The sequence below is a fragment of the Sporosarcina sp. P34 genome, from assembly GCF_002743375.1.
GTDB lineage: Bacteria > Bacillota > Bacilli > Bacillales_A > Planococcaceae > Sporosarcina.
The window spans coordinates 20,775-40,906 of sequence record NZ_PDZC01000009.1 but is presented as its reverse complement, the minus strand read 5'-3'; the positions used below and the strand labels follow the sequence as shown (position 1 = coordinate 40,906).

At 42.8% G+C, this 20,132-nt stretch carries 19 protein-coding genes; 14 read left to right on the top strand and 5 right to left on the bottom strand.

What is annotated here, in order from left to right; translation table 11 throughout:
• Positions 1-346: 346 nt before the first annotated feature.
• The 5 genes from CSV63_RS12760 to CSV63_RS12740 form a co-directional block, all read right to left on the bottom strand.
• Positions 347-859 (bottom strand): sigma-70 family RNA polymerase sigma factor, encoded by a 513-nt coding sequence (locus CSV63_RS12760; protein WP_099696149.1) that lies wholly within the window; start codon positions 857-859, stop codon positions 347-349.
• A 939-nt stretch (positions 860-1,798) separates the two neighbouring features.
• Positions 1,799-3,781, bottom strand: coding sequence for a methyl-accepting chemotaxis protein (locus CSV63_RS12755; RefSeq protein WP_099696148.1), 1,983 nt, complete (start codon positions 3,779-3,781; stop codon positions 1,799-1,801).
• Between the two features lie 138 nt (positions 3,782-3,919).
• Entirely contained in the window at positions 3,920-4,081 is a 162-nt protein-coding gene (locus CSV63_RS12750) for a YjcZ family sporulation protein (RefSeq protein WP_099696147.1), read from the bottom strand.
• Between the two features lie 25 nt (positions 4,082-4,106).
• Positions 4,107-4,223 carry a YjcZ family sporulation protein gene (locus tag CSV63_RS12745; protein ID WP_099631072.1) on the bottom strand — a complete coding sequence of 39 codons (117 nt, stop codon included), beginning with the start codon at positions 4,221-4,223 and terminating at the stop codon, positions 4,107-4,109.
• A gap of 113 nt (positions 4,224-4,336) precedes the next feature.
• Complete coding sequence (locus CSV63_RS12740) at positions 4,337-6,304, bottom strand: methyl-accepting chemotaxis protein (protein ID WP_099696146.1); 1,968 nt, start codon at positions 6,302-6,304, stop codon at positions 4,337-4,339.
• A 256-nt stretch (positions 6,305-6,560) separates the two neighbouring features.
• On the opposite strand from CSV63_RS12740, the gene flaG reads away from it, so the two are divergent.
• The 14 genes from flaG to CSV63_RS12670 all read left to right on the top strand — a co-directional run bounded on the left by flaG (position 6,561) and on the right by CSV63_RS12670 (position 20,076).
• Positions 6,561-6,935, top strand: coding sequence for a flagellar protein FlaG (flaG, locus tag CSV63_RS12735; protein WP_099696145.1), 375 nt, complete (start codon positions 6,561-6,563; stop codon positions 6,933-6,935).
• 17 nt (positions 6,936-6,952) lie between these two features.
• The gene (gene fliD / locus CSV63_RS12730; RefSeq protein ID WP_099696144.1) at positions 6,953-8,527 is read left to right on the top strand and encodes a flagellar filament capping protein FliD; all 1,575 of its coding nucleotides are present in this window, start codon (positions 6,953-6,955) and stop codon (positions 8,525-8,527) included.
• Positions 8,528-8,561: 34 nt separating this feature from the next.
• Complete coding sequence (gene fliS / locus CSV63_RS12725) at positions 8,562-8,963, top strand: flagellar export chaperone FliS (protein WP_085133016.1); 402 nt, start codon at positions 8,562-8,564, stop codon at positions 8,961-8,963.
• The gene (fliT, locus tag CSV63_RS12720; RefSeq protein WP_099696143.1) at positions 8,960-9,313 is read left to right on the top strand and encodes a flagellar protein FliT; all 354 of its coding nucleotides are present in this window, start codon (positions 8,960-8,962) and stop codon (positions 9,311-9,313) included. Before fliS ends, fliT begins: the two co-directional genes overlap by 4 nt.
• Before the next feature lie 67 nt (positions 9,314-9,380).
• Positions 9,381-9,752 carry a PilZ domain-containing protein gene (locus CSV63_RS12715; RefSeq protein ID WP_099696142.1) on the top strand — a complete coding sequence of 124 codons (372 nt, stop codon included), beginning with the start codon at positions 9,381-9,383 and terminating at the stop codon, positions 9,750-9,752.
• 117 nt (positions 9,753-9,869) lie between these two features.
• On the top strand, positions 9,870-10,424 hold the full coding sequence (hpf, locus tag CSV63_RS12710) for a ribosome hibernation-promoting factor, HPF/YfiA family (protein WP_099696141.1): 555 nt from the start codon (positions 9,870-9,872) through the stop codon (positions 10,422-10,424).
• A 614-nt stretch (positions 10,425-11,038) separates the two neighbouring features.
• Positions 11,039-13,537, top strand: coding sequence for a preprotein translocase subunit SecA (gene secA / locus CSV63_RS12705; RefSeq protein WP_099696140.1), 2,499 nt, complete (start codon positions 11,039-11,041; stop codon positions 13,535-13,537).
• A gap of 33 nt (positions 13,538-13,570) precedes the next feature.
• Positions 13,571-14,672 (top strand): peptide chain release factor 2 gene (gene prfB, locus CSV63_RS12700; protein WP_099696217.1). Its coding sequence is split into 2 segments (ribosomal slippage): positions 13,571-13,642 and positions 13,644-14,672, totalling 1,101 coding nucleotides; the frame shifts between segments, so codons are not numbered across the junction.
• A 647-nt stretch (positions 14,673-15,319) separates the two neighbouring features.
• Positions 15,320-15,664 (top strand): cytochrome c551, encoded by a 345-nt coding sequence (gene cccB / locus CSV63_RS12695; RefSeq protein ID WP_099696139.1) that lies wholly within the window; start codon positions 15,320-15,322, stop codon positions 15,662-15,664.
• Between the two features lie 186 nt (positions 15,665-15,850).
• Entirely contained in the window at positions 15,851-16,537 is a 687-nt protein-coding gene (gene ftsE / locus CSV63_RS12690) for a cell division ATP-binding protein FtsE (protein WP_099696138.1), read from the top strand.
• Positions 16,527-17,411, top strand: a complete 885-nt coding sequence (gene ftsX / locus CSV63_RS12685) for a permease-like cell division protein FtsX (protein ID WP_099696137.1) — start codon at positions 16,527-16,529, stop codon at positions 17,409-17,411. Before ftsE ends, ftsX begins: the two co-directional genes overlap by 11 nt.
• Positions 17,412-17,436: 25 nt before the next feature.
• A complete protein-coding gene (locus tag CSV63_RS12680) occupies positions 17,437-18,768 on the top strand; it encodes a murein hydrolase activator EnvC family protein (protein WP_233192095.1) in 1,332 nt (443 codons plus the stop codon).
• 73 nt (positions 18,769-18,841) lie between these two features.
• Entirely contained in the window at positions 18,842-19,495 is a 654-nt protein-coding gene (locus CSV63_RS12675) for a hypothetical protein (RefSeq protein ID WP_099696136.1), read from the top strand.
• A complete protein-coding gene (locus tag CSV63_RS12670; RefSeq protein WP_099696135.1) occupies positions 19,492-20,076 on the top strand; it encodes a peroxiredoxin family protein in 585 nt (194 codons plus the stop codon). The genes CSV63_RS12675 and CSV63_RS12670 overlap by 4 nt, the downstream gene beginning before the upstream one ends.
• Positions 20,077-20,132 lie beyond the last annotated feature (56 nt).

The window sequence follows — 20,132 nt, the reverse complement described above, 5'->3', positions numbered from 1 at the left end:
GTGTAATAATGAATCGTTTGGTTAGGGACTCTGTTCATGAGCGGTCAGGAGGGAAGAGTATGTTGTTTGATTTCTTTAAGCCGAAGTGTGAATATTGCAAGAAACGGACGTCTGTCTATCAGGGATATTATTTGCCGAATGATAAGAAGATAAAAGTGTGTTCGTCTTGTGCGCGTTTTGCGCAACGCCGTGGGTTTCGGAAGTGGAAGGGCTGACGTAGAGTGAGGTGCCACTTCCACTTAGGTTGAACTGGAATCTTCATCTAACAAAATGTATGGAGTCAAAAGCACGATCAATAGAGCGAACAGAAGCAAGAGCTACCCGCGTAGGGTGCTCTTGTTTTTGTTTATATATCGGTATTTCTTTTAGTAGTGAGTTGGTCTTTTAATTTCTGTAGTAGTTTTTCCCGGCGTTTTTTGATTCCAGAAACTGAAATGCTGAAGTGAGTGGCGCATTCAGCTTGGGTTTTGTTTTCTACGTAAAGATGGATGAGGAGTTCGCGCTCGCTTGTCGGGAGTGCGGTGATGATTTCATGTAGTTCGTTGTCAGGATCTTCGGTGAAGTGGTTTTGTGTTAAGTGTTCTAACGTTTCGGTTTCGACTGATGTGTTGACTTCGCTGAATCGACTTTCTTTTTTTAGGTCGTCGAGCATAGCGCCATAGATAGAACGATAGGCGAAGGGCGTGAAATTTCCTTTCGTTTCATCAAAGCGTGTCCACGCATGAAACAGTGCGATGCGTCCGGTTTGACGGAAGTTGTCGAAATCACGGTAAATGTTTAGTTTTCTGATGACGGCTGAAATCATCGGTTCGTATTGTTCCATTAGTTGTTCAAAGTTTTCATTCTGACTCTTTTCCATAAAAGCGACCTCTTCAGGCCGTGCACGACACATTGAATTCCCTGGGTATTTATATAATAGGAAGTTTTGCAGGGGATATCGAATCGTCATGTTGTAGTTATGCCTGGGGTGAAGCGTATGCTTTGGTTAGGGGAAAGCACATGCTTTTATTGGATGAAGTTGAATGAATTTGGTTGTTTTTTTGGTTAGTGGGAAGGGGGGATTTGGGGGTTGATAGAGCGGTTGCGCGTTGGGTATGAGCGGGTACGGTGTTGGATAGAGCGTTCGTGCGTTGAGTATGATCGGGTACGGTGTTTGATAGAGCGTTCGTGCGTTGCGTATGATCGGATATCGTGTTTGATAGAGCGTTCGCGCATTGTGTATGATCGAATGCATGTTTGATAAAGTGAACGTGCTGAGTATGATTGGACGCGGTGTTTTATAGAGCGCTCACGCGTTGAGTATGATCGTATACGGTGTTTGATAGAGCGCTCACGTGTAGAGTATGATCGGGTACGGTGTTTGATAGAGCGGTCACGCGTTGAGTATGATCGGATACGGTGTTTGATAGAGCGCTCACGCTTAGGGTATGATCGGATACCCCGTTTGATAGAGCGCCCGCGCATTGCGTATGATCGAATGCCATGTTTGATAAAGCGAACGCGTTGAGTATGATCGGACACGGTGTTTGATAGAGCGCTCACGCGTTGCGTATGATCGGGTATGGTGCTTGATAGAGCGCCCACGCGCAGAGTATGAGCGCATACCAAGTTCAATAGAGCGCCCGCGCACTGTGTATGATCGGATACCACGTTTAATAGAGCGCCCCTGCACAAAGTATGAGCGCGTACCAAGTCCAATAGAGCGCTCCCGCACAAAGTATGATCGAATACCAAGTTCAACAGAGCACTCACACAAAAAAGAAGATCCCCACAGACCAGGGATCTTCTCTAAAACCACTTACATTTTAAATTGTGCAATGACTTCTGTTAGTTGCTCGCTAAGTTCGGTCAATGTTTCGGCAGCTTCGGTCACCGACTGGATGGCGCGAAGTTGTTCGTCTGAGGATGCGCTGACTTCTTCGCAGGCTGCTGCGGTTTCTTGTGATGTGGCGGACATGGTTTCCACTGTTAAGGACACGTCATCCTTATGCGTAGCGATCAGGCGAATTTCATCAGATACCGTATGGATGGATTCTTGCATCGTGTCCATGAGTGAAGACAGTTCTTCAAACGTATTTTCCGTATCTTCTACGACTACGCCTTGGTCGCGGAATGTGTGGATCGTTTGTTGCATTTGTTCAGATACGATATGTGATTCTTTTTGTAATTCTTCTATTGTTATTTTGACATCGTCTGTGGCACGTGCAGATTGTTCAGCCAGTGTGCGGACTTCTTCTGCTACGACTGCGAATCCTTTGCCGTGTTCGCCGGCTCTTGCTGCTTCAATGCTTGCGTTTAGTGCCAAGAGGTTGGTTTGTTTTGAAATGTTCATAATCGTTTCCATGACACTACCGATTGCTTCTACTTTACTTGCGAGTGAATGTATGTCGTGGGACATCTCTTCTAGCGTTTTACCCGTAGTCGTAAAGGAAGTCTTTAATGCATGCATTTGTTGCTGACCATTGGTGTTTTGAATACCGGTTTGTGTGGCGATATCCAGCATCACTTGCGATTTTTCTTGAATTTCATTGATTTCCTGGCTGAGCAGGTCGATGCGTTCAGTCACATTTTCGGCGTCTTCTGCAGATTTAGCGGCACCTTGTGCAATTTCCCCAACCGCCATGGCGACTTCATTGCTTGCGGCACTGGTTTCTTCTGAGACGGCACTTAGGCTTTCGGAATTCGAACGGACATGGTCTGCTGATGTATGGACGACTGTGATGATTTGGTTCATATTTTGCACCATATGATTGAAGTCACGACTCAGTTCACCAATTTCGTCTGCACTTTGGTTATCTGAACGTACTGTCAGATCTCCGCCAGACACTTTAGCCATCAATTCTTTGACTGTATCGAGTGGTTTCAACATACGGCTGATGGTAATGAATAGACCAACGAATGTCAGAAGCAACGTCAGGCCTGCAATTAGTAGCATGGAGTTGCGTAATGAATGCGCCATCGCGCTCAGGTTACGTTCTTCAAAAACTGCTCCAACTTTCCAGTTAAAGTCGGGAATTGTCGTGTAGATATTGCGCTTGTCGATACCTTGATCATCGGTATACTGGATGACACCGTTGTCTGCATCATACATTTTTTTGAAGTGCGCTTCGTTTGTTACATCGGTTCCTGATTTAGAAGGATGCACGATAGCCAGTCCTTGATCATCGAGCAACACAGGATAGCCGTTATAGCCGATATCGCGACTCGCTATTTCGTCTGTCAGAGCGGCTAGTTCTATATCCAGTCCGAGAGCACCGATAAACGTGCCGTCTAGTATAATGGCTTTCGAAGCAGTGATGACAAACTGATTGGTCGTATCATCAAAATACGGTTCCGTCCATTGCACTTCGTCTGGATGTTGTTGCGCTAAAATATACCAATTCCGAGTCGTTGGATCATAACCCGTTAAATCATCATTCGGTTGGATGACAGTAAATTTAGATGGCAATGAATAATAGACGGCATCCGTACTTGGATACATGGACAAGAAATTGCCCAAACGTTCCTCTAATTCCTTAACGGATACGTCCTTGCCATTTTCACCGATAAATTTGGTTACTGTATCGGTCGTTGCGAGCAATGCCAATCCTTTTTCATACTTGTCCATAAAATGATAAATACCAAAACTCATTTCATTGACGATGGCATTACTCGAATCAATGGCATTGGCAATCGATTGTTTCTTCGCTTGCTCATTCGTCATCCATGTCATGAATGAAATGCCGAGAATGAATAAAATGATAGCGGTTAAGATGATTTTTGTTTTAATTGACCGTAACAAATGATGTTCAGCTCCTTCTAAGATGTGTGATGCGTTAGTGTGCCTCACTTGATATCGGCTATATTTCCTATATGTTCATCGTTGTGTAAAGAAAATGAAGAAACCTGTCGAAAAATCGACAGGTTTATTTTTAACCTATTATAGGCAAGCGGCGCCTACAATAATGAGTAAGATAAATAGCACGACAATCAATGCGAATCCGTTACCGCATGAGCGATAAGATCCACCAGAGCCACCAGTATCACAACCGGATCCTCCGTAACCGCCACCACCGTAGCCATATCCACCGAATCCAAACATGTCTCCACCTCCATTTTTTTAGTAATTAGCAACCGTAACCCATAAATCCTGCGCCGACAATGATCAATAAGATAAACAGAACAACGATCATTGCAAAGCCGAAGCCTCCATCGTATCCAGATCCTTTAACTGATTCTCCCATATTGATTTCACCTCCAAATGTGGAACTACCCTTATTCTATGCAAAGATTCTCAGAGTGCCTTGGGTTTTATAAAAAAATCCGCCAATCCTTGGAGAAGGAAAGGCGGATCTTGTTAGATTTTGAATCGTTCCACGGCAGTACTAAGGTCTTCACTCAACTGAGTCAATGCTTCAGCCGCTTCGGCAACAGAACCAATCGCGTGGAGTTGTTCATCTGAAGAAGCACTCACTTCTTCACAAGCAGCTGCAGATTCTTCTGTTGTGGATAGTAAAATTTGAATTTGCTCAGAGACATCGTTTTTATGCGCGTCCATTTCTTGAAGAGCCGTAGTGACTTGATTAATCCGCGATTGCATTTCGCCAATGAAACTAGAAATACGTTCAAAAATACCTTCTGTATCTTGTACGACTGTACTTTGTCGTTCAAATGTATTCCGCGTATTGTCCATTTGCTCAATGACATGCTGTGTGCCATTTTGCAGTTCATGAATCGTAGAACGTACTTGTTCCGCAGATTTCGCAGACTGCTCTGCCAATTGACGGACTTCGTTTGCTACAACTGCAAAACCTTTACCGTGTTCTCCGGCTCTCGCTGCTTCAATGCTAGCGTTTAACGCGAGTAAATTGGTCTGGGAAGAGATCGATGTAATGGCGTCAATGACGGAACTGATCGCTTTCACTTTATCTTCTAGTGAGCCGATCATCGTGCCCATTTGTTGCAAGTCTTGATTCCAATTATTGAAGGAAGAGCTTAAAATACTCATCTGTGCGCGCCCATCTGCGTTGAATGTTACGGCTTCTGTTGCTAAGCTCGCCATTTCGCCGGCTGTATCATTGGCTTCTTGAATTTGCTGATTCAATAACTCTGCACGAGTCGTCACGGTTTCTGCATTGTCCGCAGACTCCACAACGCCTCGCGTGATTTCTGCCAAAGCACTCGCGATTTCTTCACTTGTCGCATTGGTTTCTTCGGATACGGCACTCAAGTTTTGTGAACTCGCCAGTACATTGGAGGCGGACTGTGTAACGGTCGTAATCAAACTGTTCATGTGGTCGAGCATCTTATCAAAACCTGTAGCCAGTTCCCCAATTTCATCCGTGGACTGGATGTTGGCTCTGACTGTTAAATCCCCGTCCGCTACTTGCTGCACGGTCTCTTGCAAACGGAAAATAGGCTTCACTATTCGGCTGATGAAAATGAATAGAATGATCGCCAGTATCGCCAGTGTCACGATAGCCGCAATGATCATGACGTTTCGTAAACCGGCTGCGAGAGATTGCATGTTTTTCTGATCGTAAATGACCCCGAGTTTCCAGTCAAAGTTTGGAATCGTCGTGAACATGTCCACCTTTTTAACATCTTCTTGCTCGAATGTATGGTGGCCAGCTGTCTTTTTGTACATTTCGGCTACATAGTCACGATCCATGAGATTCTTTCCGACGAGTGAAGGATGGGCGATCGCTGTCCCTTCTGAATCGAGAATGAATGCATAACCACCATGAGGGATAGCTGTCGCTGAGATATCTTCTGACATGGTGGATAATTGAATATCAATGCCTACCACACCCACTAGTTGGTTGTCGTTCATCACGGCTTTTGAAGCACTAATAACAAAGTTACCTGTCGCTTCGTCAATATACGGTTTGGTCCAGTGTACGCGATCCGTTTCTGCCACTGCCTTTTGATACCATTCACGTGTAGTCGGATCGAAGTCTGTCAAATCCACGTAAGGACGAATCATCGTTTCTTTTGTCGCAAAGCTAAGATAGGTACTAGATACGTCAGGGTACGTCTCCAATGTGTGAGTCAGTGCTTTCGCAACTTCCGCCTCACCGCTTGTGGCGGTTGCATTCGTATAGTCTGATGAATCGGTCAGCAAATCTAACCCTTTACTGTATTGCCGTAAATCCGCTTCAATCGATGCACTCATTTCATTTAGCAACGTACTGCTAGATTCTGTTAGATTTTTCTCTGTCCGTTCTTTGACTAACCAGCTACTAATTCCCGTCATTGTCAGAACCCCGCCAGCAACTAGCACGAGGACAAGAAGGATCATTTTCGTTTTGATGGAATGAAACATGGATGTATGCTCCTTTACTCTTATAGATTATTCTAATCATACAGTACTTTTGACTAATCGAATAGTCTGTTTTTCATAACGTGGTAAATATGTATTTGCATAAGAAGGAAATAGAGGGATTCCAAATCATCATAAACAGCTAAAATTTACAACAACAATGATTCTATAGAAGAAAAGCTGGAGCTACACTCAACATCGCGTATTTTAATCCGATACTATATATAACGATTGTTCATTGAAGACGGGGGGTACCAGCATGGTCAACCGAATTGGCGAAGGCCCCGCAACCCAACCAGTGCAAACATCTTATGCGAGTGGGACCGTTGAAAACAGAAGTGAAGTTCCAGGCATTCAGCCCATTGGTCAACCAACTCAACAGATGACACCGAAACTACAGGTGGAGTTGTCAAAGAGTGAGGCGAAAGAATTAACGAATGGTATGAACAAATTCCTTGAAAGTGCGAATGTCCAGTTACGATTCAAATTTCACGAACAGCTGAATGAATATTACGTAACGATCGTGGACCCTGAAACGGAAGAGGTAGTTCGTGAAATACCACCAAAAAAAATGCTCGACATACATGCAGCCATGAAAGACTTCATTGGATTACTAATCGATCATAAAATATAACGAAAAAGGTGTGAGGCATGATGAGAATCGGCGGATTGGCATCCGGAATCGATACAGAATCCATTATCAGAGACATGATGAAAGCGCATCGGATTCCCCTTGATAAAATTACACAAAAGAAACAATACACACAATGGCAACTAGACGATTATCGTTCCACCAACCGTGACTTGAGAAAGTCGAGCGATAAGTTGTTTGATACAGTCATGAAGCAGAGTACGTATATGAAGAAAAGCGTCAATGTGTCTGACGATAAGGCAGTTAGTATTACAGCTAAGGGATCTATTTCTGACTTTTCGGGGACGATTGAAGTGAAAACGTTAGCAAAGCAAGCGACATTGCAAGGTGGCACAATTTTAGATGAAAAAGGCATAAAATTAACAGAAGAGAAAATAAAGACGAAAACACTTGAAGAGTTAAATTTATTAGTGGGCGAAGGAGAACATAAGTTAATAATAGAGACTCCAGGGCAAGAAGCAAAATCTATTACTGTTAAATCGTCCGATAAACTTAGTGATGTACTCAATCAAATTAATGAAAAAACAGGCGTTACTGCATTTTTCGATTCATCAACAGGCAAAATCGCAATGAGTGCTAAAGAAAGTGGATTTGGTAACGAGGATCCAATTCTAAAGGAATCAGGAACAATCAAGATATCGAGTATAGATGAAAATAATAATGAAAGTAATCTTGCGGAAAAATTAAAATTAGTAGGAGATGAAGTTACTAAAGTAAAAGGTGAGGACGCGTCTTTCATATTTAACGGTCTTGATACAACCCGTGCATCTAATACTTTCACTATTAATGGATTTGAAGTTTCACTTAAACAAGTTACAACATCCCCAGTGACTTTCAGTTCTTCTACAGACACGGAGCAAATCCTAAAATCAGTAGTAGAATTCGTCAATGACTATAATGAAATGATCGAAAAACTGAACACTAAAATTAAAGAAAAACAATTTAAGTCTTTCCACCCACTTTCCGATGAACAAAAAGCCGATATGAAAGAAAAGGAAATTGAGCTTTGGGAAGAAAAAGCCAAGAGTGGTACTTTAAAGGGCGATCCTGCACTTACTTCTATGTTAAATAATTTACGTTCTATTATGTCTGCATCTGTTAATACTACGGATAAAGATGGTAAGAGTCTTGACCAAAATGGAAACCCAATCAAAATCAGTCTGAAAGATTTAGGCATTGAAACCACGAGTAATTATTTAGACAACGGTAAATTGACAATCAATGAAGATACACTTCGTGCGAAAATTTCAGAAAATCCAAACGCAGTCTATGATTTAATCGGTAAAAGCAATACGGATCCTAAAAAGGGAGGAATTGCACAACAATACCGAACTGAATTACAAGACGCGCAAAAAAAGATTACCGTTAAAGCGGGTAGTTCAACAGCGGTAAACGATACATTTGCCCTTGGACGCTCAATTAAAAGCATGGACAAACAAATCGAGCGCTTTGAAAGTAAGTTAAAAATGATGGAAAATCGTTACTGGAAACAGTTTAACGCAATGGAGCAAGCTATCCAACGTGCGAATTCACAGTCTGCTCAGTTGATGAGTTCACTTGGCGGCGGCATGTAACGCAACTTAGCTAGAAAAAGGAGAATGACATAAAATGGCTACTAACAACCCTTATGCAGCATATCAAACGAATACGGTGACGACTTCAACGCCCGGTGAGCTAACTTTAATGCTTTATAACGGATGCCTTAAATTTATTCAGCAAGGAAAGATGGAGCTGGCTAAAGGTAATTTGGAGCAAAAAAATATTGCGATTCAAAAAGCACAAGCGATTGTGACGGAATTAATGCTGACATTGGATACATCCTATGACGTATCCAAAAACATGCTTGTCTTGTATGAATTCGTGAACAGCCGCTTGATCGATGGCAATATCCAAAATGATCCAGCGATGTTTGAAGAAGCGGCAGGAATCATTACGGAATTCCGCGATACGTGGAAACAAGTAATCCAGATTAATCGTTCGAAACAATACTCCAACGTGAGTGAGATATGATCCGACCTGCCATGACGATGTGGCGTGACCGTTCACTTCGATTGATTGCGCTTGTACAGGTAGTAGATGAAGAAAAGCGTGATGAAGTCATCGAAGAAATCGATAAGATACTGAATGAACGTGATTTGTTGCAGTCACAAATCGTCCAGCCTTTCACAGCGGAAGAAGATGCATTCGGTGAGGAATTAATTCGTTTGGAGAAAGATGTGCAAACGAGTCTGCAACGTTTCACACATGCGATTCGTACAGACATTTCACAATCCCAAGCAAAAAAAGAAAACATGAATAGCTATGTAAATCCATATAGTAAGATGTCTCAAGACGGTGCCTATTTCGATTCGAAGCACTGATAACCGGAAGAGAGGAATCTCTTTCGGTTTTTTTACATATTGGTATTCAAGAGAAAGGAGTAATCCTATGCGTTATAATCGCCACGACTACTTCCGGTACCCGTTCAATCCATACATACCGGCCACATTCCGCATTCAATTAAACAATGAAGAGAAAAGCATGTCTAATGAAGGACGTTGCGAAATTCTGGATATCAGCACGGGCGGTGTGAAGTTCGTGACGCATCTGGATTTGCCTGTACGTTCGGAAATTCTGGTACTGCAATTAGAGTTTATAATCCATCAGCATCCTTTCGAAATTTTAGGCAATGTGGCTTGGAAAAAAGAAACGAAATATGGCTTTGAATATGGATTCGAGTTTGGTGAAGAGCAAAAAGTGGATGCGCTGATCACTGAAGAATTAAAACATCATGCCCGTAAAGTGAAAGAAATGGAATAAGTTCACATGAATCAGAAGTTTCTTTACAATTCTGCATATTTCTTAAGTTTTAGAAAGGATTTTAAGGGTACTATGAAGAAGTAAGGTAGTGAGGGTTTAAACAAAGGAGGAGTTCATATGTTAGACTTCAATATTCGCGGTGAAAACGTCGAGGTAACTCCGGCGATCAGAGAGTACGTTGAAAAGAAAGTTGAGAAACTGGAGCGTTACTTTACTGAAGGTGTAAACGCTACAGCAAATGTTAACTTAAAAGTGTATAGTGACAAACAAACAAAAGTGGAAATTACCATTCCAATGAAGAATTTGACACTTCGCGCAGAGGAGCGTCACAATGATATGTACGCAGCTGTGGATTTAATCGTCGACAAGCTAGAGCGTCAAATTCGTAAATATAAAACACGTGTTAATCGTAAGTCACGTGATCGTGAAGGGGTAGCAGCTTACTTCCAGACGGCGGATGGTAATCCTACTCCAGATTTCGAAGACGACGGAGAGTTCGATGTGGTACGTACGAAGCAGTTCGATTTGAAGCCGATGGATCAAGAAGAAGCGATCCTTCAAATGAACATGCTAGGCCACAGTTTCTTCATCTTTACGGATGCAGATTCCGATGGCACACACATTGTCTACAAGCGTAAAGACGGCAAATACGGCTTAATCGAAACAAACTAATACGCAACAAGACAAGTCCAGCTTATGCTGGGCTTGTTTTTTGGTTTATGACTTGTGAGTGACGGGGTGTGTGGGGGGATTGAAGCTCCAGCTGGCGGACGCTTTCCCATGGGCCCGCGGTGAGCCATCGGGAGTCACCGCCAGCTTCCGCTTCAATCCTACATTGATGGTGGAGGTACGTAGATCAATCACTGTAGATAGTGTGTGAATTGTTGTTGCCTTTAAACTTTATTAAGTTTAATTTCAAATTAATTCCAAGACTAATTTTAATGCACAACAAAAAGTGTCACCCACACACATTGCAAGGGATTGGCGCGTAGGAGGGGCGACTCCGAGAGGATCAGCGTGCGCCTTGAGACCCTGGACGTAGCGAAGCGAAGGAAGCGGCTCAAGCCACGCTCTCCGGAACGCGTCCCCTCCGAAGCGCCAATCCCTACCCCCACACCCCATTCAGCCTAACCCATTCAAACTTAGGAAAAAAGATACAGTGCACCATTTGCACCTAGCTTTTTACAATGTTAAAATGGAGTGTGGCTTAAATATACCTAGACAACGAACTTACAACTGGCAGGCGCGTCCTGCTAATTGATGAAGCTATGAGGATGTGACGATAAATGCTTGGCGTATTAAATAAAATGTTCGACCCAAACAAACGTGACTTAAAACGACTTGAGAAAATTGCCGATCAAGTAGAATTATTGGCTGAGGATATGGAAAAACTGTCAGACGAACAACTGACAGCGAAAACAGATGAATTCAAAGAGCGCTATCAGCAAGGCGAAACCATTGAAGATCTGCAACCTGAAGCGTTTGCTGTCGTGCGTGAAGCTTCTCGCCGCGTGCTCGGGCTATACCCGTTCCGCGTGCAAATCATGGGTGCTGCAGCGCTGAACGAAGGGAATATCGCAGAGATGAAGACCGGTGAGGGGAAGACGTTGACTTCTACACTCGCCGTCTATTTAAATGCGCTGACTTCCAAAGGCGTCCACGTAGTAACCGTTAACGAATACTTGGCTAGCCGTGACGCGGGAGAGATGGGGCAGTTGTATTCATTCCTTGGCATGAGCGTAGGCTTGAACTTGAACAGTCTCAGCAAAGAAGAAAAGCGAGAAGCATATGAAGCCGACATCACATACAGTACAAACAACGAACTCGGTTTCGACTATTTGCGTGACAACATGGTGCTTTATAATGAACATAAAGTACAGCGCCCGCTTCATTTCGCCGTAATTGATGAAGTGGACTCCATTTTAGTCGATGAAGCACGTACACCGCTGATCATTTCAGGTCAAGCAGCGAAAGCCCAGGAATTATATCGCTTAGCCAATCGCTTTGTGATCACACTGAAAAAAGAAGAAGATTATTCGTTCGATGAGTCGACTAAAGGTGTGGTTTTGACAGAACAAGGGATTGAAGCGGCGGAGAAGGCATTTAGCATTGAGAACTTATTCGATCTGCAACACGTGACGCTAAACCACGCCATCAATCAGTCATTGAAAGCGCATGTAAGTATGCATAATGACGTAGACTATGTTGTGGAAGAAGGCGAAGTGGTCATCGTTGACTCCTTCACGGGACGTTTGATGAAAGGCCGTCGGTATAGCGATGGGTTGCACCAAGCGATTGAAGCGAAAGAAGGACTCGAAGTTCAGAATGAGTCGATGACGCTTGCGACGATTACGTTCCAGAACTATTTCCGTATGTATGAAAAACTGTCTGGAATGACGGGTACAGCGAAGACGGAGGAAGAAGAGTTCCGCAACATCTACAATATGAACGTGATTGCCATACCGACCAACAAACCAATTGCTCGTGATGACCGTCCGGACTTGATCTATGCCTCGATGGATGGAAAGTATAAAGCGGTAGCAGAAGATATTAAAGAACGACACGAAAAGGGCCAACCGGTGCTAGTCGGTACAGTAGCGATCGAAACGTCAGAAATCATTTCAGCATTCTTGAAAAAATACGGCATTCCGCATAATGTCTTGAACGCGAAGAATCACGAACGAGAAGCTGAAATCATTCAAGACGCTGGTAAACAAGGTGCGGTAACGATTGCAACCAACATGGCGGGTCGTGGTACGGATATTAAACTGGGCGATCATATCCAGGATGTGGGCGGTTTAGCGGTCATCGGTACGGAGCGACACGAGTCACGACGAATTGATAATCAGCTCCGTGGACGTTCAGGGCGTCAAGGGGACCCGGGCGTTACGCAATTCTATTTATCATTAGAAGATGAACTCATGCGCCGTTTTGGTTCCGAACAAATGAAGTCGATGATGACCAAACTCGGTATGGACGATGAAACACCGATCCAGTCGAAAATGGTTTCACGTTCAGTTGAATCTGCCCAGAAACGGGTAGAAGGGAATAACTTTGATTCACGGAAACGTTTATTACAATATGATGATGTACTGCGTCAGCAGCGTGAAGTGATATACAAAGAGCGTAATGAAGTACTTGGTTCGGAAAATATTCGCCCAGTACTTGAAAATATGTTGGATTCGGTTATTGAACGTGTCGTGGCGACCCACACTGCAGACGATACCGTGTATTCCAAAGGTTTAAAAGACTATCTAGAAGCGAACTTATTAGCTGAAGACACCGTGACAATAGAAGACTTAGAAGGTAAAACACCAGAAGAGTTGCAAACATTTATTCACGAATTGGTCATTGCGCGCTATAATGAGAAAGAGCAGGAAATGTCCGAAGAGCGGATGCGTGAATTTGAGAAGGTCGTCTTGTTGCGTGCGATTGATACCAAGTGGATGGATCATATCGATGCGATGGATCAGCTTCGTAATGGAATTCATTTACGTGCATATGGACAGAATGACCCGCTTCGTGAATACCAGGCTGAAGGATTTGCCATGTTTGAAGATATGCTCATGGCGATCGAAAACGATGCGACGAAGTATGTCATGAAGGCAGAAATTCGCAATAACTTGGAGCGCGAAGAAGTAGCAAAAGGTCAAGCGAACAACCCGAAAGAAGACGGCGCACCGGTTGCTAAAAAGCCTATCCGACGTACTGTCAATATCGGACGTAACGAACCTTGTCCGTGTGGTAGCGGCAAGAAGTACAAGAACTGCCACGGCAAAGCATAAAGAGAAACAACCACTCAGGAGGAAACCATTATGATAGAATTATCCGATGTTCGCAATGATCTCGACAAAACAGCTAAGAAATTAGCGGACTTTAGGGGGTCTCTTTGACTTAGAAAACAAAGAGGCTAGCATGCAGGAGTTAGATGAAATGATGTTGGAGCCAGGATTCTGGGATGACCAGGAAGCGGCGCAAAAGGTGATTTCACAATCGAATGCATTGAAAGACATTGTCGGCGAATATAACGAATTGAACGAAATACAAGAAAATTTGGAAATGACGCTTGAACTTCTGCGGGAAGAAGCAGACGCAGAGTTACAAGAAGATCTGATAGCCGAATTAAAAGAGTTCAAAAAGAAGATGGAGCAATTCGATCTTCAAATGTTATTGAGCGATGAATTTGATAAAAATAATGCAGTAGTTGAAATACACTCTGGCGCAGGCGGTACCGAGTCTCAAGACTGGGCGTCGATGTTGCTTCGTATGTACACGCGCTGGGCAGAGCACCATGGCTTTAAAGTCGAAACACTCGATTATCAAGCAGGTGACGAAGCGGGCGTGAAATCTGTCACACTCGGAATTAAAGGGCATAACGCATATGGCTACTTGAAAGCGGAAAAAGGGGTACACCGACTCGTTCGGATCTCTCCATTCGATTCTTCAGGCAGACGCCATACATCATTCTCTTCTATTGAAGTCATGCCAGAGTTTGACGGCGATATCGAATTGGATCTGAAGATGGAAGACATTAAAATTGATACGTACCGTTCAAGCGGTGCCGGCGGACAACACGTTAACACGACAGACTCCGCTGTACGTATGACGCATATTCCAACAGGTGCAATTGTTACGTGTCAGACAGAACGTTCACAAATTAAAAACCGTGAGCGTGCGATGAATCTTTTGAAAGCGAAGATTTACCAGATTCGCGTGGAGGAAGAGGAAGCGCGTTTGGCGGACATCCGTGGCGAGCAAAAGGAAATCGGTTGGGGCAGTCAGATTCGTTCGTATGTTTTCCATCCGTATTCTATGGTGAAAGATCACCGTACGAATGAAGAGACAGGTAACGTTAGTTCTGTAATGGACGGCGAGATCGACCAGTTTATCAATGCGTATTTGCGTTCAAGAATTTCGTAATCATAAAAAGACAGCCAGGCAGGTCATTTCTTCATGACTTGTTGCGGCTGTTTTTTTACTAAATGGGAGTCGCCCCTCCTACGCGCAAATCCCTACAATGTAAGTGGGTGACAATTAGTATGGTTCACTAGAAGTTGGCTTGGCTGTTCATTTTCACACAGTAGCTCATATGCGTATGTAATAAAGGATTTAGGGAATGATAAATTATGAACTTTGTGCTAACACCTGAAAAAATGATGGAATATTTTTACCGTTTAAACTGAAAGTAGATTATAGTAAAGGAAAATCATCTTGTAATGGATTATGCATGTGAACTTTTGTCACATTTGCCTTTTGAATATTACAAAGACATTACAATATTACAAACTGTGACAAAGAGTTATGTTTGTTTATCACCAATTCCCTAGTAGAAGCCCAATTTACTCGTTATTTTACCCACATGACAAAATGGTATGTTTAAGAATGATCAATTTGGTCAATACTATATATGTACTTACTACCAAAGCGTCTTTTATGGAATGAAAGAGACGAAAAACACGATTATCCTCGATAATTTGTAACTTTATCCTCTCTATTCACCATAAATCGATTGAGATTTGGTATACTACTATATGTTAGAAAAATTTAAGTAAAAGGGAGGATATTACATGAAGAACAAACTATTGGCTACACTCTTCGGAGCAGCGCTAGTTCTCGGTGCTTGTGGTGGAGGCAACGACAACGCTTCAGAACCAAATGATGATGCTACAAAAGACAACGGAGCTGCTACTTCTGAAGTAGATGCAGAAGCAGTTGTACAACAAAGCTGTGCGTCATGTCACGGAGGAAACTTAGAAGGTGGAGCAGGTCCAGCACTTGATAAAATTGGTGCAACACTTTCTGAAGAAGAAATCCACGACGTGATCGTAAACGGTAAAGGCGCTATGCCTCCTGGTATTATTAAAGGCGAAGAAGCAGACGCAGTTGCTGCTTGGTTAGCTGAAAAAAAATAATGAATACTCAATCGTCACCAAGATATTCTTGGTGGCGATTTTTTTGTTCATCGATGAAAAACATTTTTTACCTATTTTGCTTGCTAATTAATTGATACATAACTGTAATACATAGTAAGATGAAGGCCATGATATAATAAAAATGGCGAATATGAGAGAAAAACAAAATTCAGGTGGTTATGATGTATGATTGTAATGAAAAATGTATACAAAAAGTACCCGAATGGCGTTGTCGCGTCTAACGGAATTCATGTCGAAATCGAAAAAGGGGAATTTGTATATGTTGTTGGACCGAGTGGCGCAGGTAAATCCACGTTCATTAAAATGATGTATCGTGAAGAAGTCCCAACTAGTGGCTTGATTTACTTCAACAATACGGAACTAACAAAAATGCAAAGAAAAGATGTCCCTTATTTGAGAAGACAAATTGGCGTAGTATTTCAGGATTTTAAACTTCTGCCAAAACTGACTGTCTATGAAAATATTGCGTATGCGCTAGAAGTAATTGAAGAATCACCGAGTGTCATACGGCAAAAAGTGACAGAAGTGCTGAAATTAGTAGGCCTCACGAAGAAAACTAGAATGTTTCCAAATGAACTGTCAGGTGGGGAACAGCAACGCGTGTCGATTGCACGATCGATCGTCAATCAACCGAAGCTCGTCATTGCAGACGAACCGACAGGAAATTTAGATCCAGAAACTTCATGGGAAATCATGAAGATTTTTGAACGGATAAATGCACGAGGCACCACGATTATTATGGCTACACATAATAAAGATATCGTGGATAATCAACCACATCGCGTGATACAGATCGAAGGCGGACTCATCACACGGGATGAGAACGAAGGAGAATACTCCAATGAAATCTAGAACAGTTCGACGTCATATTCGGGAAAGTTTCAAAAGTCTTAGTCGAAACGGCTGGATGACCTTTGCTTCAGTGAGCGCTGTGACTGTGACTTTATTATTGATTGGTGTATTCATCGTCATCATGATGAACTTGAATCAACTGGCTGATAACATCGAAAATGATGTGGAAATTAAAGTAGTCGCGGAACCAGGCGCTAGTAAAGAAGAAGTCCAGGAACTATTGAAGGAAGTCAAAGAAACCTCAGGTGTTGCCGAAGTCCAGTACTCCTCACGAAAACAGGAATTGGAGCACATGATTCAATCGTTCGGCGATGAGTTAGCGCTCTACAAACAGGACAATCCCCTCGGTGATGCATTATATGTTAAAGCGGATGATCCGAAAAACACCGCATCCATCGCAAATGAAATCGCTACGTACCCGAATACGTTTGACGTGGAGTACGGTGAAGGCAAGGTAGAAAAACTGTTCAAAGTCTTAAAAATCGGACGAAATATCGGTCTCGGCTTAATAGTAGCTTTGCTGTTTACCGCTATGTTTCTCATATCAAATACGATCCGACTCACCATTGTGGCGAGACGTACAGAAATTGATATTATGAAACTGGTCGGTGCAACAGATAGTTTCGTACGGATTCCTTTCATGCTCGAAGGCGTGTGGCTTGGAATGTTTGGTGCGATTCTTCCGATGACGCTTATGACGATATTTTATTCGAAGTTGTATAGTTTCTGGGAAGGTCGTTTGCAAAATCAATTATTCCATTTGCTAGATCCTAACCCATTCCTATTACAATTAAACTTTTTACTTCTATTCGTTGCCGTCTTTATCGGCGTCTGGGGCAGTTTCATGTCCGTCAGAAAATTCTTGAAATCGTAAGTTTTACTAAGGAGAGAACTAGAATTTGATAAAAAGACATAGAATCATTTCGAGTGTCCTTGCGGTGTGTCTACTTACCACAACAATTGGCAGTGCAGACGTCTTCGCAAACTCTTTGAAAGATTTGCAGAATGAAAAAAATGCAGCAGACATCAAAAAGAAAAACTTAGATTCTACTATTCAGAAAAAAGAAATTCAAATACAGGAGAAACAGTCGAAAGTCGATGTACTGGTCTCTCAAATCAAAAAACTGAATGACAAAATTGAAGAAACCAATCAAAACATGGATCGGATCATTGCAGAAATGAATCAGACCCAAATTGAAATTGAGAAACTTCAATCATCTATTAAAGAATTAGAGATTCGAATCAAACAACGAGACGAAGTTTTGCGTGAGCGCGTTCGCGTTATGCAAGTCAAGGGGAATCAAGTCAGTTATTTGGACGTGCTTCTTGGTGCTAACAGTTTCGCGGATTTCATTGACCGTTTCTCGGCGGTGTCTACATTGATGGATGCAGATCGAAAAATCATTCAACAGCAAGAAGAAGATATGGCGTTGCTGGAGGAAGAAAAGAAACTGGTGGAGCAGAAATTAGCGGAACAAGAAGAGCGCAAGCAAAAAATTCAAGCGTTGAAAGACGAATTGCATAACAAAAAGCTTGAAAAACGCGAAGTTGTCAATCAGCTCGAAAAGAGTCAAGAAAAACTTTCGAGCGAAAAAGGCGCGTTAGAAGAAGAATATAGCGAAACGGTAGCAATCAGCTCTAAACTAGAAAAGAAGATTATCGCAGAGCAAAATCGTTTAGCGGAAGTCGCTCGTAAGGAGCAGGCGAGAAAGCAGAAGCTGCAGCAAGAAAGATTGGCAGCAGAAGCAGCAGCTGCCGCGGCAAATAGCCCTTCAAGTGCATCTTCTAGTTCCGTTGCTGCTCCGCCTGTTTCAAGTGGTACGTGGACAAAACCGACAACGGGTACTTTCACTTCAGGATTTGGCTGGCGGATTCACCCCATATCCAAAGTGAGAAAACAGCACCGTGGAATGGATATAAGCGCACCTACAGGAACTCCGGTTGTAGCGGCAGGAGATGGTGTCGTATCGTATGCGGGAAGCATGGAGGGGTTCGGTAATGTGATTATGATCACGCACTCCGTGAAGGGCCAGATTTTGACGACGGTCTATGGTCACCTTTCCACGATTAGTACAAGCTCAGGGCAATCTGTCGATAAAGGTCAATTCATTGGAGCGGTCGGTTCGACAGGATTCTCTACAGGTCCGCATTTGCATTTTGAAGTGCATGTAGGAAACTTCTCCGCCACAGGTCCGAGTGCAGTCAATCCTTTGCATTACGTTTCTTTTTAATATAGCATAAATTGAAAACCTGCCTGAAAAGGTGGGTTTTCCTACGTTCATAGAAAGATTAGGAGGATGGACCATGCCGGTGACGCAATATTATCCAATTGGGTCCATTACGATGCCGTCTTCTTGGATCGCCTTTATGGCGGGTTTCCTAGTGACCTATCTTTTCATTCGATTATACTTTGGTAAAGTGCATGCTGAGCGAATCGGTGATCTATTCTTCTATATCGTCATCATTTGGAAAGTATCAGTGATTGCAACGGATTTTACGATGGTCATGAAAAATCCACTGTCTATTCTTTATTTCCACGGGGGAAAGTTTGGCTGGATACTCGGGGTAGTTGTAGCAAGTGTATTATTGCTCCGGCAAGTATATAAACAGAAGTGGAAGCGTATCGATAAATGGTCGCTATTGCTTGCGTTAATTTGCTGGCAAGCTGTCTATCAAATTGTTATGACATTTCTTAATGAAGGCAACCTCGTAGTGAAAATCGCAACCATTCTATTATTTGTCGCTGTCTTTGTATTGTCGTGGTGGTGTCAACAAAAGAACGTCAATACAGTGAGCGAACTTGCTGGTGTCTTACTAGCGGTTCATTTTCTCGTATCCGCCATTCAAGGAAATCTAGTGAACACAGCATTCGTCACAACCATTTTCATTGGTTTGTTCATGTGGGCAGTAGAGAAATTTTCCGCCCAACCGATTAGTGGAAAGGAAGAGGTAAAGTGAGTAAGAAAACGATCGGATATATTATTACAGCATTGCTCGTCGGTACATTGATCTTTATCATGGTAGAAAATTCAGTTGGACAGAAAAAATCGGTAGAAGTACCGAGTACACAAGACAGCCAGGAAAATGCATTGCTAGAAGAGGAAGGTTTGGAACAATATTCACTTGCCCCGGACTTTACACTCGAAACACTTGCAGGCGAAACGGTGACGCTTTCCGAGTTAAAAGGGAAGAAAGTTATTTTGAACTTTTGGGCGACATGGTGTCCTCCATGTAAAGCAGAAATGCCGCATATGGAAAGTTTTTATTCGAAACTTACGGATGAAGACCAAGTAGAACTCATCGCCGTCAACGTCACAGAATCTGAGCGACGTGGTATAGGTGAAGTGGAAAAGTTTGTGGCTTCCTATGAATTAAGCTTCCCTATTCCGCTAGATAAGACGGCGGAAGTCACACATGCGTATGGTGTGTTCTCGATGCCGACAACGTATATAATTGATACAGAGGGGCGCATTGCACAAAAAGTCATTGGCCCAGTAGATGAAAAAACATTAAATGAATTAATCGATTCCATGGACTGAAAAAAGAGTCTGTTCTCGTGTCGTAACTCCTTGTCTTTCTTCATATAGTGAAGAGA

Coding starts and splice junctions, on each gene's coding strand:
- CSV63_RS12760 (WP_099696149.1), bottom strand. CDS start 859: ATGGAAAAGAGTCAGAATGAAAACTTTGAACAACTAATGGAACAATAC.
- CSV63_RS12750 (WP_099696147.1), bottom strand. CDS start 4,081: ATGTTTGGATTCGGTGGATATGGCTACGGTGGTGGCGGTTACGGAGGA.
- CSV63_RS12745 (WP_099631072.1), bottom strand. CDS start 4,223: ATGGGAGAATCAGTTAAAGGATCTGGATACGATGGAGGCTTCGGCTTT.
- CSV63_RS12740 (WP_099696146.1), bottom strand. CDS start 6,304: ATGTTTCATTCCATCAAAACGAAAATGATCCTTCTTGTCCTCGTGCTA.
- flaG (WP_099696145.1), top strand. CDS start 6,561: ATGGTCAACCGAATTGGCGAAGGCCCCGCAACCCAACCAGTGCAAACA.
- fliD (WP_099696144.1), top strand. CDS start 6,953: ATGATGAGAATCGGCGGATTGGCATCCGGAATCGATACAGAATCCATT.
- fliS (WP_085133016.1), top strand. CDS start 8,562: ATGGCTACTAACAACCCTTATGCAGCATATCAAACGAATACGGTGACG.
- fliT (WP_099696143.1), top strand. CDS start 8,960: ATGATCCGACCTGCCATGACGATGTGGCGTGACCGTTCACTTCGATTG.
- CSV63_RS12715 (WP_099696142.1), top strand. CDS start 9,381: ATGCGTTATAATCGCCACGACTACTTCCGGTACCCGTTCAATCCATAC.
- hpf (WP_099696141.1), top strand. CDS start 9,870: ATGTTAGACTTCAATATTCGCGGTGAAAACGTCGAGGTAACTCCGGCG.
- secA (WP_099696140.1), top strand. CDS start 11,039: ATGCTTGGCGTATTAAATAAAATGTTCGACCCAAACAAACGTGACTTA.
- cccB (WP_099696139.1), top strand. CDS start 15,320: ATGAAGAACAAACTATTGGCTACACTCTTCGGAGCAGCGCTAGTTCTC.
- ftsE (WP_099696138.1), top strand. CDS start 15,851: ATGATTGTAATGAAAAATGTATACAAAAAGTACCCGAATGGCGTTGTC.
- ftsX (WP_099696137.1), top strand. CDS start 16,527: ATGAAATCTAGAACAGTTCGACGTCATATTCGGGAAAGTTTCAAAAGT.
- CSV63_RS12675 (WP_099696136.1), top strand. CDS start 18,842: ATGCCGGTGACGCAATATTATCCAATTGGGTCCATTACGATGCCGTCT.